This window comes from Fibrobacter sp. HC4 (assembly GCF_023373925.1).
GTDB lineage: Bacteria > Fibrobacterota > Fibrobacteria > Fibrobacterales > Fibrobacteraceae > Fibrobacter.
Genome location: NZ_JALCZV010000003.1, coordinates 189692 through 207772 on the forward strand (window position 1 = coordinate 189692; position 18081 = coordinate 207772).

At 50.5% G+C, this 18081-nt stretch carries 15 protein-coding genes and 1 tRNA gene; 11 read left to right on the forward strand and 5 right to left on the reverse strand.

The annotated features are described in order from the left end of the window. Nucleotides 1–197 precede the first annotated feature (197 nt). Entirely contained in the window at nt 198–920 is a 723-nt protein-coding gene (locus MMG03_RS03210) for a DUF2334 domain-containing protein (RefSeq protein WP_249505606.1), read from the reverse strand. A 33-nt stretch (nt 921–953) separates the two neighbouring features. Between MMG03_RS03210 and MMG03_RS03215 the strand changes: the two genes are divergently transcribed. After that, nucleotides 954–1805: an undecaprenyl-diphosphate phosphatase gene (locus MMG03_RS03215; protein WP_073156321.1), complete on the forward strand. Its 852-nt coding sequence runs from the start codon at nt 954–956 to the stop codon at nt 1803–1805. A gap of 313 nt (nt 1806–2118) precedes the next feature. Continuing rightward, nucleotides 2119–4008 carry a molecular chaperone HtpG gene (htpG, locus tag MMG03_RS03220; RefSeq protein WP_249505607.1) on the forward strand — a complete coding sequence of 630 codons (1890 nt, stop codon included), beginning with the start codon at nt 2119–2121 and terminating at the stop codon, nt 4006–4008. A gap of 146 nt (nt 4009–4154) precedes the next feature. On the opposite strand, the gene MMG03_RS03225 is transcribed toward htpG, so the two are convergent. From MMG03_RS03225 to MMG03_RS03240, 4 genes are all read right to left on the reverse strand, one after another. Continuing rightward, nucleotides 4155–4925 (reverse strand): hypothetical protein, encoded by a 771-nt coding sequence (locus MMG03_RS03225; protein WP_249505608.1) that lies wholly within the window; start codon nt 4923–4925, stop codon nt 4155–4157. A gap of 170 nt (nt 4926–5095) precedes the next feature. Then, on the reverse strand, nt 5096–7114 hold the full coding sequence (locus MMG03_RS03230) for a M23 family metallopeptidase (RefSeq protein WP_158236577.1): 2019 nt from the start codon (nt 7112–7114) through the stop codon (nt 5096–5098). Between the two features lie 137 nt (nt 7115–7251). Beyond that, a tRNA-Ala gene (locus tag MMG03_RS03235) sits at nt 7252–7324 on the reverse strand. 217 nt (nt 7325–7541) lie between these two features. After that, a complete protein-coding gene (locus MMG03_RS03240; RefSeq protein ID WP_112131686.1) occupies nt 7542–8087 on the reverse strand; it encodes a peptidylprolyl isomerase in 546 nt (181 codons plus the stop codon). A gap of 247 nt (nt 8088–8334) precedes the next feature. Here MMG03_RS03240 and pyrR point away from each other — a divergent pair, with 247 nt between their 5' ends. From pyrR to MMG03_RS03285, 9 genes are all read left to right on the forward strand, one after another. Beyond that, nucleotides 8335–8892 carry a bifunctional pyr operon transcriptional regulator/uracil phosphoribosyltransferase PyrR gene (gene pyrR, locus MMG03_RS03245; protein WP_073156341.1) on the forward strand — a complete coding sequence of 186 codons (558 nt, stop codon included), beginning with the start codon at nt 8335–8337 and terminating at the stop codon, nt 8890–8892. Nucleotide 8893: 1 nt separating this feature from the next. Continuing rightward, nucleotides 8894–9853, forward strand: coding sequence for an aspartate carbamoyltransferase catalytic subunit (locus tag MMG03_RS03250; RefSeq protein WP_073156343.1), 960 nt, complete (start codon nt 8894–8896; stop codon nt 9851–9853). Beyond that, nucleotides 9840–11123, forward strand: a complete 1284-nt coding sequence (locus MMG03_RS03255) for a dihydroorotase (protein ID WP_249505609.1) — start codon at nt 9840–9842, stop codon at nt 11121–11123. Before MMG03_RS03250 ends, MMG03_RS03255 begins: the two co-directional genes overlap by 14 nt. Then, nucleotides 11120–12133: a PilZ domain-containing protein gene (locus MMG03_RS03260; RefSeq protein ID WP_073156349.1), complete on the forward strand. Its 1014-nt coding sequence runs from the start codon at nt 11120–11122 to the stop codon at nt 12131–12133. The genes MMG03_RS03255 and MMG03_RS03260 overlap by 4 nt, the downstream gene beginning before the upstream one ends. Before the next feature lie 96 nt (nt 12134–12229). Then, complete coding sequence (gene pilM / locus MMG03_RS03265; RefSeq protein WP_073156351.1) at nt 12230–13372, forward strand: pilus assembly protein PilM; 1143 nt, start codon at nt 12230–12232, stop codon at nt 13370–13372. After that, nucleotides 13372–13986, forward strand: a complete 615-nt coding sequence (locus MMG03_RS03270) for a PilN domain-containing protein (protein ID WP_073156354.1) — start codon at nt 13372–13374, stop codon at nt 13984–13986. The genes pilM and MMG03_RS03270 overlap by 1 nt, the downstream gene beginning before the upstream one ends. A gap of 1 nt (nt 13987) precedes the next feature. Continuing rightward, nucleotides 13988–14587 carry a type 4a pilus biogenesis protein PilO gene (locus tag MMG03_RS03275; protein WP_073156357.1) on the forward strand — a complete coding sequence of 200 codons (600 nt, stop codon included), beginning with the start codon at nt 13988–13990 and terminating at the stop codon, nt 14585–14587. Continuing rightward, nucleotides 14584–16437, forward strand: a complete 1854-nt coding sequence (locus MMG03_RS03280; RefSeq protein WP_249505611.1) for a hypothetical protein — start codon at nt 14584–14586, stop codon at nt 16435–16437. The genes MMG03_RS03275 and MMG03_RS03280 overlap by 4 nt, the downstream gene beginning before the upstream one ends. 2 nt (nt 16438–16439) lie before the next feature. Next, complete coding sequence (locus tag MMG03_RS03285) at nt 16440–18026, forward strand: secretin N-terminal domain-containing protein (RefSeq protein ID WP_249505612.1); 1587 nt, start codon at nt 16440–16442, stop codon at nt 18024–18026. Nucleotides 18027–18081: the final 55 nt, after the last annotated feature.

Sequence of the window (18081 nt, forward strand, 5' to 3'; positions counted from 1 at the left end):
CGAGGTGCAGATTACTGCACTCGTAGAGTGCAAGTAGTCTAATCTGACTTTGAGCCCTGTAACCGTCTAGGTTGCAGGGCTTTTTTCGTTTCTGAAGTGTCCAAGAAGTGCCCAGGAAGTGCCCAATTTGGGTTTAGGCAGAAGAAAAAGGTGGCTTTGCAAGCCACCTTCTTTACGTTATATTTTTTAATAAAAAATTAGAGGTTCTCGTATCGCGTTAAAACCCGTCCATTTCCTAGAGCGGCTCGGATCAAGTGCTTTATACGGGCTTGGTGAGTTGGGAAGTCTGTGGGGTGCAACGCAATTCGCAAAATTCCGGCGGGAATCTTTGTGAAAAATTCGCCTAGGTTGAACATTGGGTTTACGGCAAAGTCGGGGATGCCTGCAAAGCTTGCCACGGGGGAGGCGTAGCGCTTGCCCTTCTTGTTGGTCAAGGAGAATCGGTCTTCGTAGAGCATGCCTTCGCCGCGGACCTGCAGGTGTAGGTACTTGTTGCTCCACCAGGTGGGCGGCACGAAAGCGATCGGTTTGGTCGGGGTGCCCGACGCGGTTTCAAATAGATTGTTCCATGCGGCGAGGCCTTGTTGCAGAAGTCTGCTGGATTCAAATTCGCTCAGACCGGCAAATTCCGCCTCGCGGTTGGTCATGGACATGGCGGCAAGACCGGCGTAGCTTCTGCCCTGGCTGAATTCGGCCTTATGCTTAAAGCCGTGGAGGGCAAGCTCGAAGCCTTCGTCTTTTAGTTGGGCGAGTGCTGCCTTGAAGCCTGCGGTTGCGGGCGCGTTTTCGGTGTCGGGAATGACCAGTACGCTGAATGGGGCGCCGACGAATTCCTTTAAGTCTTCTAGAATCGGCATGACGGTCTGGTAGTTCCAGACGCTAAAATCGTGAAAGCACAGAAGAAATTTTTTTGCGGCCATGGCTCTAAGATAATAAAAACTATATTTCCGTCCATGATTGAATCTATCATTTTAGGTCTGTTGCAGGGCCTCGCAGAATTTCTCCCTATCTCTAGTTCGGGTCACCTGGTTCTCGGCAAGGAATTGCTGGGCATGGAAGAAGCGGGCATGTTCTTTGACATCATGCTTCACGCAGGAACTCTCCTTTCCATTTTCGTTGTGTTCCGCAAGAAGATTGTGGACATGATCGTAGGTTGCATCCGCCGCGACAAGACTCAGTTGAAGGAAGTGGGCTACATCGTGCTGGCCTCCATTCCCACAGCCATTATCGGTATCGGTTTCAAGAAGCCTCTGGAAAGCCTGTTTGAAAATCCCCGCGCCGTTTGCTGCGCCTTGCTGGTGACAGCTACCTTGCTGTTCGTTTCCCAGTGGGGTAAGACCGGCAGTAAGCATCCGGAGTGCGAAGGCGTCCAGATGAACTGGTGGCGCGCTCTGGTGACCGGCGTGGTTCAGGGAATCGCCTGCATCCCGGGTATCAGCCGTAGCGGTTCTACCATCAGCGGCATGATTTTCCTGGGCGTCAACCGTAAGTATGCCGGCGAGTTCAGCTTCCTCATGAGTATCCCTGCCGTGGGTGGTGCCGCCCTTCTTGATGTGATCAAGTGGGTGAAGTGCCAGGATCCCGAAACCGTAGCACGCTATGCTATCGAAAAGCCCGAAAAGGCCTTGGCCTGCGCCGATGCCAGCGGCTTTACTCCGGAACTTCTGGTGGGCATGATTGTTGCCTTCATCTTCGGCATTATCGCCCTGAAGTGGCTCATGGCTTTTGTACAGAAGGGTAAGTTCCACTACTTCAGCTACTACCTGTGGGCTGCCGGTATCTTGGGATTGATTTTCATTAAGTAGTTTGCTGCAAGGCCCTCGCAAGTGCGGGGAATCGCGAAAAGGACCGCTTCATCGGCGGCCTTTTTTCTTTATCCTTTCTCCTTTACCCTTTATCCTAATCTTGGCACGGTTCTTGCATTTATACCTGCGAAAACAAAGAAAAACGGCAGTTTTGTTTCGAAATGAAACACAAGCTGCTGTAAAATTGTATAAAAATGAACAGAAGGTTGTTTTCCCGGCTTCACTCCTCAAAGTGACCCCATAGGGGGAACGACCTCAAGCCTCAAAGCGAAGCGTGCTGAAAGCACGAAGTGCGACCTACTAGGAGATAAAAATGGCAACTGAAAAAATGGAGTTCCAAACTGAAGTTCGCGACATGCTGAACTTGATGATCAATTCCCTTTACAGCAACAAGGAAATCTTCCTTCGTGAACTGGTTTCCAACGCTGCAGACGCACTGGACAAGCGCCGCTTCCTGTCCCTCTCCGATGCAAGCCTTTTGCCCAATGGTACCCAGCTCCGCATCGATATTGATGTAAACAAGGAGCAGAAGAAGCTGACCATTACCGATAACGGTATCGGTATGAATAAGGAAGACTTGATCAACTGCCTGGGCACCATCGCCCGTTCCGGCACCAAGAACTTCATCAAGAACCTGAAGGATTCCGATAAGTCTAGCGTGGATCTCATCGGTCAGTTCGGTGTGGGCTTCTACTCCATCTTCATGGTGGCCAAGAAGGTTGAAGTGTTGACCTTGAAGGCTGGCGAAACCCAGGGCTACCTGTGGAGCTCCGAAGGTACCGGCGAATTTGAAATTTCCGAATGCCCTCGTAACGAAGTGGGTACCAAGATTACCTTGTACCTGAAGGACGACGAAGACGCTGAAGACTTCACCAGCGAATGGAAGATCAAGGACATCGTCAAGAAGTACAGCGGCTTTGTGAACTACGGTATTTACTTCCACCCGGAAGCAACCAAGAACGACAAGGGCGAAATTGAAGTCAAGGAAGAAGAACGTCTTAACGACAAGACTGCTCTCTGGCGTCAGTCCGAAAAGGAAGTGAAGGAAGAAGAATACAAGGAATTCTACAAGGTCATCGGTCACGATGGTGGCGAACCCGCTTGCTGGAGCCACAGCCACGCCGAAGGTTCCCTGGAATTCTGGAGCTTGGTGTACATTCCGTCTAAGGCTCCCTACAACATTTGGCAGAACGATGCTCTCCATGGTCTGAAGCTCTATGTGAAGAAGACGTTCATCATGGACGACTGCAAGGACCTCTTGCCGCCTTGGCTCCGCTTTGTCCGCGGTGTGGTGGAATCCGAGGACTTGCCGCTGAACGTGAGCCGCGAAATTTTGCAGTCCAATAAGATTGTCACCAACATCCGTAAGCATGTGATCAAGAAGGTTCTTGACGCTCTGCAGAACATGGCCGACAAGGAAGCCGACAAGTACACTGCCTGGTGGAAGGAACTGGGCATGGTCCTTAAGGAAGGCTTCTACATGAACTGGGAACATCTTGATGAACTGAAGAAGCTGCTCCGCTTTGAAAGCACCAAGACCGAAGAAGGCAAGCTTGTTAGCCTCCAGGAATATGTGGACCGCATGCCGGAAGGCCAGAAGGAAATCTACTACCTCATTGGCGACAAGAACGCCGTGAAGTCTAACCCCATGCTGGAGGCTTTCAAGGCCAAGGGCTACGAAGTGCTTCTCATGAGCGATGGCATTGATGAATTCATGATGTCTTCTCTGATGGAATTCGGCGACAAGAAGTTCCACGACGTTTCCCGCGGTGATGTGGACTTCGAAAAGACTGAAGACGAAAAGAAGGCTGAAGAAGCCAACAAGGGTATCTTCAAGGGCCTCTGCGAAAACCTCCAGAAGGTTCTGGACGAAGACATCAAGGAAGTCCGCGTATCTAGCCGTCTGAAGGACAGCCCCTGCTGCCTCGTCACCAGCGACGACGCCATGAGCGCCCAGATGGAACGCATGATGAAGGCCATGGGCCAGGCCAACGTGCCTAAGTCCAAGCGCATTCTCGAAATCAACCCGACGCACCCCATCTGCGAAATGCTGAAGGCTAAGGCTGAAGCTGGTTCCGATCTGGGTGATTGGCCCAAGGCTCTCTACGGTCAGGCTCTCTTGGCTGAAGGTAGCCCGCTGCCCAACCCGGCAGAATACGTCAGCGCAGTAACAAGACTGCTCGGCCAAGCAGCTGGCAAATAAACTGCGAACGGCCTCGCTCCCACCTAAAGGTCGCCTTTAGGTGTCGTCCTGAGATGCCGTAAGGCATCGAAGGATCTAGCGATAATTTCCCGCAAAAAAAAGACCTCGTTCAAAAAACGAGGCCTTTTCTTTAATGTCAGACTTTTTTATTCTGCGGGATCCACAACCGGGGTGATTTCTGCGTCACCGCCACCGAATCCGCCCCAGGAGCCTTCGCCCCAGTTTAAGCCGCTGTTGTCGCCGTCACCGCCGAATCCCCAGCCGCTCAAGTCCATGGTCCATTCGCCATCCTTGCAGACGTAGGTGAAGCTCATGCCCAGGCCGGTGTCCACTTCCTTGGTGGCGCCTTCTTCGGTGCAGGAGTTATCGCCTTGTTGCCATTCGCCGTCCTTGCAGACCATCGAAAATCCCATCATTTCCTGGGTTGCGCCCTCGGTGCAGGAGTTATCGATGCCCCATTGGCCGTCCTTGCAGACGTATGTTATTTCCATGCCCATCATGGTCGTGGAGGTGGTTTCGCCTTCATTGGCGGCGGTGCATTCCGGCATGTTTTCGAACTGGTTTGCGAAGTCGCCCCAGCCCGTGGTATCGATGTTGTTGAAGAGGGAGTCGAGAGTGCTTGGGTCAAAGTCCCCAATGGGGTTGTCGCCCTTATTGCCTTCGTCCTTGTTGTTTTCGCTCGGGTTTTCTTCGGCCTGAGTGGCGGAAGATGCCGGAGTATCTGCTTCTGCAGCAGAAGATGCCGGGTCGGTTGCATCTGCAGAGGAAGTGGGCTGGTTCGGGTCTTCCGCAGGTTCGACGCTGGAACTTGAAACTTCAGGTTCTTCTGCAGAGGATGAGGTGGATGAATCGCCACAAGCTACAAGTCCGAAAGTTGCAGCCAGTGCGACGATAGAAGAGATTCCCTTGATATTCATTTTAGGCTCCTTTATAATTCCCTAAACGTGTACGGAAAATATATGCTGTTGGCGGGTGGTTTGCCAATGGAAAAATGATTGCACTAATGAAAAACGTTGTAGTGCTTTACAATGCAAAAAAGACCTCCGGAGAGGTCTTTTATAGGTTTAACTTTGCGATGGTCGCTACGTTACATTCCGGGAATCGTGATGGTGTAGCTGGCCTTGTGACCGGCTTCATCCTTGATCTGGATGGTGATGTCTTCGCCGGCGTCGGGGAGCTTTTCGCTTTCCAGGACGATTTCGCGAGGTTCGGAATCGTATTCGACTGCGATCCACTTGTTACCTGCCTTGACGGTGATATCGTTGCCGGATTCAATGCCGTCGTACTTATACATCAGGGGAATCCTGAGGGCTGTCTGGCGGGTGCCGCTGATGATCATGTCGGCCCAGTAGGGGAAGCCCAGAGTGGGTGCGTCGGGATTGTCGATGTTGGCAATGTCGCGAAGTTCATTGGCGCTGGCGCAGCGCTTCTTGCCCTTGTTCTGCTTGCTGAAAATGAACCAGTTGCGGCTGGTTTCGCCCAGCCAGTAGAGCGGAGCGGAATTGTCGGGGTTTTCGATACAGACGTTCCAGTTCTTCAGCTGCAATCCCTTGGGGTGGAATTCGATGAAGTCCAGGCTGTCGGTGTGGTTGCGGGTGACTGCCAAGACGCGGATGGCGGTATCGCCTGCAACGGGAATGCCGGAAATCTTCTGGCTGATTGCTACGTTGCCCAGCTTGGTATTCCAGTTGATGCTGGTCTGGTATTTCTTGTAGGTGAACAGCTGGATGTCTTCGTCAACAGCCTTGCCATCGCCAGACTGAGAAGCGCTTGCGGAATAGTGGATGGTTGTCATGTTGGGGTAGGTGTCTACCACCTTGGCCAATGCGATAGGCTTGTGTTCAAAGACTTTGCACAGGTCTTCTGCGATGACACCGTCCTTTCCGATGGCGGAGAACTGCATGCCGTTCTTGCAGTTAAAGAAGTCGATCATGGGGCGGGCAATGGCCGTGAACAGCGGCGTTGTCTGAGTCTTTGTCAACTGCAAATCTCGATTGTCCTTGCACTTGGAACGGAAGCTGAATTTCTTCTTGGTGACGTTTCCTGCAAAGTCCTCGATTTCCATGGTGTAGGTGGAAAGGGGGGCAATCTTTGCGTTGATGTAATGCCAGTCGCCTGCGGTGTCCGCCTCTTCTGTCCAGAGGAGCTGATTGCGGATATTGGTCATGCGGCTGAAACGCAAGGTATCCAGACGTTCGTCGAAAATCTTTTCGTCGTAACGCCACATGGTGATGCGGCGGACTGACATGGGATTTTCTTTGGGAGTGCGGCTGTAGTCGGCGATCTTTACCGCCAGATTCAGGCTGAATTCGTTCTTGACCGGGGTGACAATGCAGCCCTTTTCGATGGCTTCGGGGGCGGTGAAAGCCAATTCATTGTCCTGCCAGACGGCGGCGCCGAAAATCTGGGGGGCGATGGTGTCCGAAAATTCGATGTTGGACAGTGCCGGGTTGATGACGCGGTCGTTGTCCAGGCGGGTTTCGATATGAAGATGGGGGTTGCCGATGCCGGTGCTTCCGGAATAGGTCAGGACGTCGCCCTTCTTGTATGCGGTTCCCGGTCTGACGGTTACATCATTCTTCTTTGTGGCGTACTGCTGCTTGGATACCAGGTCGTCCAACACGCCGAAGCTGCTCTGGTGGGCGAATACCCAGGTCTTGCCGCTACGACCCTGGAAGTACATGGCCTTGCCGTAGCCGAAGGGGGAGACCTTCAGTTCCTTGACCACGCCGTCTTCGGGGGCGTAGATGGGCCAGCCTTCTTCCATCTGGGTGGAGTAATCCAGACCGGCATGGTAACGGGTTCCGCGATTTTCACCGAAACTTGAAGTCAAGTAGGCGTCCCGTCCAAAAGGATTGTATTTAGGTTCGACCTTGTTGGCGGCGGCTTCCTTTTCTTCCTTTTCGGCCTTCAGGGCGGCGGTGCTGCTGAAATCTTCGTTATTGACGGAGATTCCCTGCTGCTCCTTGACGCAATCTTCGTAGGCGAAGGCGTCCATGGTTTCTTCGTTGCATTCTTCGGCGAATGCGTGGATGGGGAGTAGCGCGGCCGCAAGGACCAGGGCTCCTCTCAGAAAATTGTTTGTCGTTAACCTAACCTTATTCATAGTGACAGGAAAGATACAAATTTGCTACAATGACTGCAACAGGCGTAGGGGAGGGATGGTGGAAAATCCGTTTCTCCCGGTAAACATCGAATGTGGTATAAAAGAAAAAGACCCGCATTTCTGCGAGTCTTTTTTAGTGGAGCTAAGGAGATTCGAACTCCTGACCTCCTGCATGCCATGCAGGCGCTCTACCAACTGAGCTATAACCCCATTCGGGTACGCCAAATATTGAAAATTATTTTGAAGTTGTCAAGGGGGGGATGCAAAAAAATTTGATTTTTTTTGCAATTATGAATTACGAATTATGAGAAAACATAAGTGAATGCAAAAAAAACGCAGGTTTTACCCTGCGTCCTTTCGCGAAATTGAGGAACCTCGCCCCTCAAAGGCCGTAGGCCGCCCTCATACCTCAGCGCGAAGCGCCCTCTTATACCTTCTCGATCTTCACGGATTCGATAATCACGTCTTCATACGGTGCGTCGCGACGGTCGGTCTTTACGCCTGCGATTTCATCCAGGACTTCGAAGCCTTCGTAGAGCTGGCCGAAGACGGAGTAACCTTCAGCGGGGCCGCCGTTTGCCGGATGGTCCAGGAAGTGGACATCTTCGCCGTGGACGATGAAGAACTGGGAACCGATGGAGTGGGGCATCATGGTCTTTGCCCAGCTGAGAGCGCCGCGCATGTGGGTGAGGCACGGATCGTACTTGTCGCCGATGGTGGTGCCCGGACCGCCTGCAGCGTGGCCACCGGTACCGTTACGGTTGGTGAAGTCGCCGCCCTGGATCATGAAGCCAGAGATGATACGATGGAACGGAGCGCCATCGTACTTGCCCTGCTTGGCCAGTTCAATGAAGTTGGTAGCGCATTCGCCGACACGTTCTTCGAAAAGACGCAGCTTCATCACGCCGTGGTTGGTGGTCATAATGGCGATGGTTTCGCCTGCCTGGGGCTTGTCCAGCTGATTAAAAGCCATGGAATATCTCCTATTGATTAGGTTCGAAGCCCCTGGTTTGAGGCTCGAGAGGTTTGTTTTTTACGCAATATACATTATTAGGTGCCAATTTAACCGCCTTTTCTAATATAAAATCCGCCAAAAAAATCTGAAAATGCTAATTTCATAAAAAAAGTGATTAGTGGTTAGTGTTTAGTGGCTGGTAAGAATGTCATTACAGAACCGCGAAAAACTGACCACTGTCTACTAACCACTGTTTACTAATATTATGAAAGACAACTGCAAGATTATTCGTGAACTGCTGTCTGCCCAGGCCATGGAATTTGCCCTGGACGAGATGGCTGCAAAGATCGCAAAGATCCATCCTGCCGCCGACAATCTGGTGATTCTCGGTATGGCTAGTCGTGGCATTCCCCTGGCCAAGAAGCTGAAGGCCCGTCTGGATGCCAAGTTTGGTAGCCCTGTCGCATTCGGTAGCCTGGACGCTACTTTCTACCGTGATGACTTCCATTTCCGCAACCACGTTTCCACCGAAATGCGCGTTACCGAAATGCCTGCCTCCGTGGAAGGCAAGACCGTTATCCTGGTAGACGATGTTCTTTATACTGGCAGGTCTACCTTGGCTGCCATGCGTGCTATTCTGGACCTGGGTCGTCCTGCTGCAATTCGTCTCTGTGTGCTGGTGGACCGCGGCCACCGTGAACTTCCCATTGCTCCGGATTGCGTGGGCCTGGCTGTGGAAACCGCCCAGAATCAGGAAGTCCGCGTAAAGATTGAACCTATTGACCAAGAAAATTCTGTTACTCTCGTAGAAGTGGAGGCTTAAAGTGAGCGCTTTGCAAATCAAGCATTTGTTCGGGCTCCAGGGCGTGTCCAAGCAGGACATTCGCACCATTTTGGATAATGCAAAACAGTTCCGTGAAATTCTGGAACGCCCCGTCAAGAAGGTGCCCAGCCTTCGCGGTCTTACCGTGGTGAACCTGTTCTTCGAAAACAGCACCCGTACCCGCACCAGTTTTGAGTTGGCCGAAAAGCGTCTGTCCGCTGACACTGTGAACTTCACTACTGCAAGCTCCAGTGTGAAGAAGGGTGAAACTCTGGTGGACACCCTCCGCAATATCGAATCCATGAAGATCGATATCGTGGTTGTCCGTCATAAGGGTACTGGCGTTCCCAAGTTCCTGGCAGACCATAGCAATGCAATTGTCGTGAATGCTGGCGATGGCGCCCACGAACATCCCACACAGGGCTTGCTGGACATGTTGACCATCGAAGAAAAGCTGGGTACACTTGAAGGCAAGAAGGTGGCGATTATCGGTGATATCCGCCATAGCCGTGTGGCCCGTTCCAACATTTGGGGTATGACCACCATGGGAGCCCATGTCACCCTTTGCGGTCCTTCCACTCTGGTTCCCCGCAATACTGAACTTCTCCAGTATCCCGAACTGGCTGGCTCCGTCAGCTGGGAAACTGACGTAAAGAAGGCTGTTCAGGATGCCGATGCTGTTATCGCCCTGCGTCTCCAGAAGGAACGTATGGATGACGCTCTTCTCCCCAGCATGCGTGAATACCGCAACTTCTTCGGTATCACGGAAGAAGTTCTTGCCTGCTGTAAGGACAAGGTGATCATTATGCATCCGGGTCCCATCAATCGTGGCGTGGAACTGGATTCCGACATCGCCGATGGTGAACATTCCGTAATTCTTGATCAGGTGACCAACGGCGTTGCTGTCCGTATGGCCGTACTCTTCCTGTTGGCTGGAGGTCGCGCAAATGAACAAGCCTAATGTTATGAATAATGTTGTTTTGAAGAACGTCCGCATGTGGGACGGCAAGCAGTTCGTGATGAACGATAAGGTGGCCATTGCCGATGGCTATCTTGCCGACAAGAATTATTTCGATAACGCAAGTGAACCTGCCGCTGTTGTGGATTGCGAAGGCGCTCTTGCCATTCCCGCCCTGTTTGCTCTAGGTGTGGATTTCCAGGAACCGCTCCGCGATGACGTCTATACCATCAAGGATGGTATCAATGCTATGCGTAAGGGTGGCTTCTACGGAGCCCTCTATGAAAGTGCTGCCAACCCGGTGGATGACAGCGAAAAGCTGGCCGCTCTTGAAAACCGTCTGGCAGGCAAGGACCTGAAGTTTGCTGTTCTTGGCGCCTATAGCGTTGAATTCGGCAGCGATCATTTGGCTGAAATGATGGAACTGGCTGAAGGTTCCGAAGAACTGGATGTATGCGGCGTGGCTGGCTTCGGCGATGGTAACGCAAGCATTCCGTCTACCCGCTTTATGCGTCTCGCCATGGAATACGGCAAGATGACCGGCAAGCGTTTCTTCTTCCAGCCCATGGACAAGACTTTGCGCAAGAGCGGTTGCGTTCACGAAGGGGCTTACTCCGACATGCTTGGCATGAAGGGCATTCCCCGTATTGCAGAAACCATTTCCGCTTACACCGTTCTGGAACTGGCCCGCTTCCTGCAGGTTCCCGTTCACTTCAAGCAGGTGACTTGCGGCGAAACTCTGGACCTGATCCGCGACGCTCGTAAGAAGGGCATCGACGTAACCTGCGACGTGAACATCTATCATCTGATGTTTGACGATTCCATCCTGACTACTCTGGATTCTGCTTATCATGTGCTGCCGCCGTTCCGCGCCGCCACAGACCGCGAAGCCCTGTGGGCTGGTCTTGCCGACGGTACCGTTAACGCCATCAGCATGAATCACACTCCGATCCTCCATCAGGATAAGGATGTGAACTTCGAAGATTCCCTGCCTGGCGCAGTTTCTCTGGAAGTGGCCCTGCCCGCCATCTGGAAGGAACTGGTGGCCCGTCTTGGAGAAGCTAAGACTATTGAACTTCTTTCTATCGCTCCGGCAAAGATTGCTGGCGTAGAACCGGACGCAAAGCGTGTGAACTTGGTTGTACTTTCCGAAAAGTCTCACGTGGTGAAGGCTTCTGAAATTGCTGGCCATGTCTGCAACACGCCGCTCCTTGGCAAGGAAGTTCCTGCGACTATCATCGGCTCCTACATCGGTGGTGTGTGGACTGAATGATTTTACCGATTCAATTAGTCTGGATTGCGTTTGTCGTAGTCCTGGTGCTTATCTTGTTGGTGCTGTTGGAAATCCATCGCATCAATTATCGCCGAGAAAACGAAGAAATTTTCGGGGCGAATGAGTTCGATGAAAAGGTGAAAGCCTTTGGACTCACAGACAAGGAGCGCCGGACTTTAGAGAAACTGGTTAGAGCTTCATCCTTTGAAAATAAGGATGCGGTTCTTAATTCGTCTGGACTTTTTGAAGCTGCGGTAACGAATTTCTATGACTTTCGTGATGTGTTTACCGTTCGCGATGAAACTGTTGCCGCCGTAGAAAGCATCCGAAAAAAAATGGATTTTACGGCGTCGAATTCATTGACGCAAGTTTGTTCTACAAGACAGTTTAATGTTGGCGACCGCATCGATCTTTATCTTGAAGAAGGGTCGGTGTTCAAGCATTCCATGATTGTTGCAAGGAATGAACGAGATTGGGCTATTTCTTACGATGGTAGTTGCGGCCCTGCGGAATACTTTGTTGAAAGAGAAGTCCTGGTCCGTTGGACTAGGCCCGATGATGCCGTTTACTCGACCAACCTGGTGGTGCGCTCCTGTATTCCCGGGCGATTGATTCTACCTCACTCGTCTGTGCTCGATAAGAAACAGCTTCGTCGTTGGGCTCGTGAACCGGTTGAGATTCCTGTTGAGGCGACTTTCCTTGACGGTACTGCTTGTGGCGGAATGCTCTTGGATTTGTCTGCTGGTGGTATTATGTTGGGCCTTCCTTCTGACTGTTTTTCGGGCCAGCAGGTGCGTCTAAGGTTTGACCTGCCTAGCTTTGGCGAAGAAATTGTGGATGTGGAGATAAGACGTAATTTGGGACGTCGGAACAAGGATTATCCGGAATATAACTGTTTAACGGCATCCTTTACAGGTGCTTTTGGTTGGACCCAGGAGAGGGTTCTCCAGTATCTGTTTGAGGTAAATAAGTTGAAAAAAGAGTCGGAGAATGCAGAAAAGAGTGCGTAACTACTTAATTTTCAATGAGTTAGCTGAAAAGCTGCTTGACATTTACCTCTTATAAAGGTAGAATTTACAAGGTATTGTTTCCAATCGGAGTTTATTTTGGCTTTAGGACTGATTGCAAAAATTCGCGGTGAGCGCGAGACTGTCGGGATTGATGTTGGCCATTACAGCATCAAACTGGTCAAAGTCTTGCACAATTCTCGCGGTGGCAAGATTGTGGTGGATGCCGACCTAGAACGGGTGCCGGATGGTGCTATCGTCAATGGCGAAATTGTCGCGGCAGAAGAAAATGCCGAATCCGCCGAAAAGAATGAATCGAATTCTGGCGCGAAGGGCGTTGGCGAAGCCTTGAACAAGCTTTTGCTGCGTCATCCTATCGACGATTCCTGTGATGTTGTCGTTTCTGTGAATTGCGGTGCCGGTGCCGGTGGCGTGCTGGTTGACCATTTGTCTGCCAAGGTTCCCAAGAACGGTAATGAAGCCGCCATTATTCTTCAGACTGCACAGTCCCGTCCGCCCTTCGATGATCAGGATAACGTGATTGACTACGAAGTCTATTCCCGTGAAAATGAAGATGTCAAGGCGAACGTCGTTGCAGCCAAGAGCGGACTTCTGGACTCCTGGGCAAAGTTCTTTATTCGAAAGGGCGTAAAGCTTTCCGCTATGGATGTGGATATTTTCGGCCTCCTGAATGCCTATACCGTTACGATGAATCCTGCCGATGCCGAGTCTACCGTGGCAATCTTCAATATCGGCGAAAAGAAAATGAGTGTGGCATTCTTCCAGGATGGCAAGTTCCATTCAATGCGTTCCATGGCCGGCGGTTCGCTGGACATGGTGATCAGCAAGACTTGCATGAACCTGGATATCGATGCTGAAAAGTGCCACGAAATCTTTGACAAGGGCGATCTGGCTATTGTGGATGGATTCTCTGAAGCCGAAGTGGAAGCTGCCCTGAAACTTGCCTACGAAGACCTGATGGCCCAGATCGAGATTGGTATTCGTTACTTCTCTTCTTCTGAAGATTCTAAGTCTTTGAATAAAATATTACTGGGTGGCGGCGGTGCCGCTATTCCGGGCCTTAAAGAATTTGTTGCTGAACGTTCTGGTGTAGAAACCGATACCGTTAATCCTTTCCGACTGGCTGAATGCGATGCCAAGATTTTTGGAGCGAACGGTATTTCGGTTGCGTTGTCTAACATCTATGCTCCTGCGTTGGGCTTGGCTATGAGGAAGTTCTAATGGCGTCTAAGAAAAAAGAACCCACAAGAAATGCCTTGGCCATTTCTATTAACTTGCTTCCTCCGGAATATCGCAAGAAGCAGAAAGATTTCACTTGGCTGACCGACCGACGTGTTATCTGGCCGACGTTGCTCCTGATCGCAGCATTTGTGTGTATTGGCATGCTTTACACGTTTACTACCGAAACGATAACTGCCTTGCAGAGTGAAGTTGCTAGAGTCAAGAGCGAAGTTGAACGTGAACGTCCGTTGCTTACAAAGATCAGCGATCTTGAACAAAAGCAGGGTGTCGTCAACACGAAAATCAACGCACTGAAGTCTATTCAGGTTAGCAAAAAACGCTGGATCGTTCTTTTCGAGAACATCTCCTCTGTCTTGCCGCCCAACATGTGGGTGACCAGTATTGGTCAGATGGGTGAATATGACCTCGAAATGAAGGGTATGACTTATGACTTTTCTGAAGTTGCCGAATACATGGTAAAGTTGGAAAAGCAGGTCAGTGTCCAGAATGTTTCCCTGGTGACTATTTCTACCACTAAGGTAGATGGTGAAGAAGCCTATAACTTTACTATCAAGGTTGTCTTGAATAGAAACCTTGGCGCAGGGGAGGGCTAGTATGGGTAATATTGATTTTAAAGATAAAAAGAACATATACGCCATTGCGATTATTGCAATTTTGCTTTTGGCCGGGTATTATGTCTATGACTACGTGTGGAATCCGTTTGTCAAGGATCGCAGTAACCTTGAAAGCGAATTGAACACAGCCCAGTCCGAACTAGACAAAATCAATGCCAAGAGGCATCGTGTCCAGGAATTGGAAATGATGCTTGTCCAGGCAGAAAAGGATTTTGAAAAGCTGAAGGAAATGTTCCCCGAAGAGGAAAAGGTCCCTCTCCGACTGCAGGACCTGTATTCTGTGCTCCGCAGTTCTGGCGTCCAGATTCAGAAGTTTAATCCGGAAGGCCGTTCTGAACGAGAACATTATATCGAGAACCGTTATTCCATCGCTGTCAACTCGGGTTATCATATGTTGGGATACCTGTTTGCGGAAATTGCAAACTTCAACTATCCTACGACAATCACTAACCTGAGATTGAATCGCTATTCTGGAATTGCTGCGGAAATCCAAAAGGCTGAATCCCATGGCTGGACTCCTATTACCATGTCCGTGTCTTTTAACCTGACCACTTATACATCCAAGAAGGTGGGAAGATGATGAAGCTGAAATTCCTTGTTTTGTTCCTAGTAGCCGCTGCGGCTAGTTATGCTGCGCAGATTAAGGATGTTCGTTTTGCTTGCGATGGTAAGGGCTGCCAGATGGTATTTGCCTTTGCATCCGACAAGAATCTGCCGACGTTTTATCAGAAGTATGATGCTGCCGGTAAGAAACTGACTTTTGGTTTTTCTGAAACGAGCTTTGCCCTTGGTGAAGGTACCTACGATGTGGATGCCGATTCCAAGTTCGTGAAGGCCATGCGTGTATACAGAGAGAATTTCCGCGGAACCAATTTCTTGAAAATTGAACTTTCTGTTGGTAATTCCATTTCTTCTGACAAGAACGATATTTCTCTGGACAAGTCCAGCTTCCTGGTTAAGTTCAAGAATAAGGGCGGTAAGTCCTGGGTTCTGTCTAAGCTTTTTGCTGAACGTAAGAAGGCTGCAGACAAGCAGGCCGCTCTTGACAAGAAAGCTGCAGAAAAGGCTGCCCTTGAAGAAAAGAAGCGCTTGGCTGACGAGAAGAAGGCTAACGAGAAGATGACTCTTGCCGAAAGAAAGGCTGCTGAAAAGCAGGCCGCCTTGGATAAGAAGGCTGCTGCTAAGGCCGCCCTTGAAGAAAAGAAGCGTCTTGCCGAAGAAAAGAAGGCTGCCGAAAAGCAGGCTCTCCTTGACAAGAAGGCTGCCGAAAAGGCTGCCAAGGAACAGGAAAAGCTTGTTGCCGAACAGCAGAAACTGCTGGACAAGGCTATTAAGGAAGGCGGTGCAATATCTGCCCTTCTCCCTGGCATCAAGGAAATGACCGTCTTGATTGGTTCGGGTATGGAACAGTTCCGTCTGGTTACCGAAACTCCGATCAATATCAAGAACGTTTCTAATCCGGACAAGGCTTTCGCCATTACCGTTGGACTGCCTGGTCCTCAGAAATCCCCTGTGTTCAAGATTGGTGCCGGTTCCCTGGTGAAGTCCGTTACCTGGGGTGCTAATGGCATCAAGATTCAGTTGCAGACTGGTGTGAACCCGGTGGTATTGGTGCAGGATGGCGCCTTGATTCTTCAGGCTGCTGAAACTGCTGTCAAGAAGGATGGATTTATCTTCTGGTCTGCTCAGCCCACAGGTATCTTCATTCGTGACTGGATGAAGGCCAACGAAGAAAAGCCTAACTTTGAAACTTTCGTGAAGAAGCTGGAAAAGGATAGCAAGAAGATTGTTTCTGGTTCCCAGACATTCCACCTTCGTCCTGTCGTTCGCGAATTGATCGTTGTTGCCGATGAAATTGAATTCTACGCTGCACCTAACGAAAATGCTCAGGTTCTTCAGCGTCTCATTTTTGGTGACCGCCTGGTTAGCCTGGATATGACTGGTCTGTATCGCAAGGTGCAGTTCGGTAATCGTATCGGTTATGTGAACCGCCGTGCAGTAAGTTTCTTTGATGAACTGTCTGCTGTACAGATGGAGCGTCTTAAGCAGGTCGATAAGGATCGTGGCAGTGATGGTGAAAATCCCGGTACTGTTCCTGGTAGCCAGCTTGATGGTCTGTATGAAGATCGCGTTACCTATAGCTCCTTTGGTCGTCGAGATCCCTTCGTCGAAATTAAGGGCCTTGTAGAAGAAGGTATCAATATTGACCAGGTTGAACTGGTTGGTATTATTTGGGAATCTGACGTTCCGATGGCAATTCTTGTTGAAACTAAGAATCCTGCTATTTCCTACACTATTAAGGAAGGCGATAAGATCCTTAATGGTAAAGTCTTGAAAATTACACAAACTGACGTTCTCTTCCTGATTCAGGAATTCGGGGTGAGCCGTCGCTACTCCATGGGCCTTCCCGATAAGTTTGGGGGTAAATAGTAATGAAAAAGTTGACAAAAATTCTGACTGTTCTTCTTCTTGTTGCCGGTATCGCAACATCTTGGAGTGCCCCTGCCGAAGGTTCTGTTGCTCCGAACAAGAAATTGTATGATTTCAATTTCGTGAACATGGACTATGAAGCCATATTCCGTTCTGTTTCCGTTATTGCCGGTGTGGACATTTTGCTGGCTCCCGATGTAAAGGGTAAGACAAGCCTTCGCGTCACCAAGAAGACTTGGCAGGAAACTCTGGACATTATCTGCAGCATGAATGATCTGACCTGGGTCATTCAGGATAAGTACATTACCATTCAGCGCTTGGCTACCTATCAGGCAAAACAGAAGAAGATTGCCGATGAAGAAGCTCAGGCTGAACAGAATGCTCCTCTGGTCCGAAAGAACTTCCAGGTTCATCATGCCAAGGCTGACGAACTGGTCAAGGTGCTTGAAAGCATGAAGTCTAACCGTGGCCGTATTACCACGGTCGAACGTACCAATTCCATTATCGTCTACGATACCGATACCAAGATTGATCAGATGGAAAAGGCTCTGGAAGAACTTGATGTTGAAACCCTGCAGATCATGATTACCGCTAAGCTGGTCGTGGTGAACAGCGAAAAGGCCCGCGAACTTGGTGTGGACTGGACTGCTACCATGGGTAACACCGCTCTTACTCCGGGTACCGCAGCCGCTGCAACTGGTAGTGCTGCCGGTGCTTCTCGTACCAGTGCCGTTATCCAGTCTTTCCCCAACGGTTCTTCTCCGGCTGTGGGTTCTGGTTCCGGTGCTATTACTGCTAGCCTCTTGGATAATAACCTCCAGATTGCAATCAGCAACCTTATGGGTGACGCTTCTACCGAAGTTCTCGCTAGCCCCCAGGTTTCTACCTTGGATAATACCGAAGCTAAGGTCTTCATGGGTGATAAGGTTTCTATCCGCGTTATCGATAACAGCGGTGAATCTTCTACCCAGATGGTGGAAACTGGTATCAAGCTGACTGTTACTCCTCACGTTTCTGGCGACAACCGCATTTTGCTTGACCTCCATCCCGAAAACAACTCCTACGATTATGACTCCAAGGGTGAAGTTGTGATTAGTACCCAGGAAGCTGAAACCAAGGTCGTTGTGGCTGACGGTGAAACTGTGGTAATCGGTGGTTTGACCCGTAACGAAACTCAGGAATCTGAACGTGGTATTCCGTTCCTGAAGGATATTCCGCTGCTGGGTAACCTCTTCAAGTATTCTCGTAAGTCCGTCGTGAAGAAGGACCTGGTAATCTTCGTTACTCCGAGAATCATTCGCAACTACATTGGCAATGTGGATCTGTCTCAGGCTCCTCAGGCAGCTCCTGCTGCACAGCCGGCCGCCCAGCCCGCTCCCGTAGCACAGCCGGTGGCTCAGCCCGCTCCTCAGGCTCAGCCTGCTGAAGTTCCTGCCCAGCCGCAGGCCGCTCCCGCAGCTCAGCAGAGCGCTCCTCAGCCCTCTCCGGTAGAAACTGTTGTGGATGAACCGGTCGAAGAATCTCTGATGGACGAACCGGCTTCTGCTCCTGAAGCTCCGGCTCCTGCAGATGAAGATGACTGGGAATAACGCCTTGTAAAACAGTATGACAGAGGCTCCGCTTTTGCGGAGCCTTTTTGCTTAA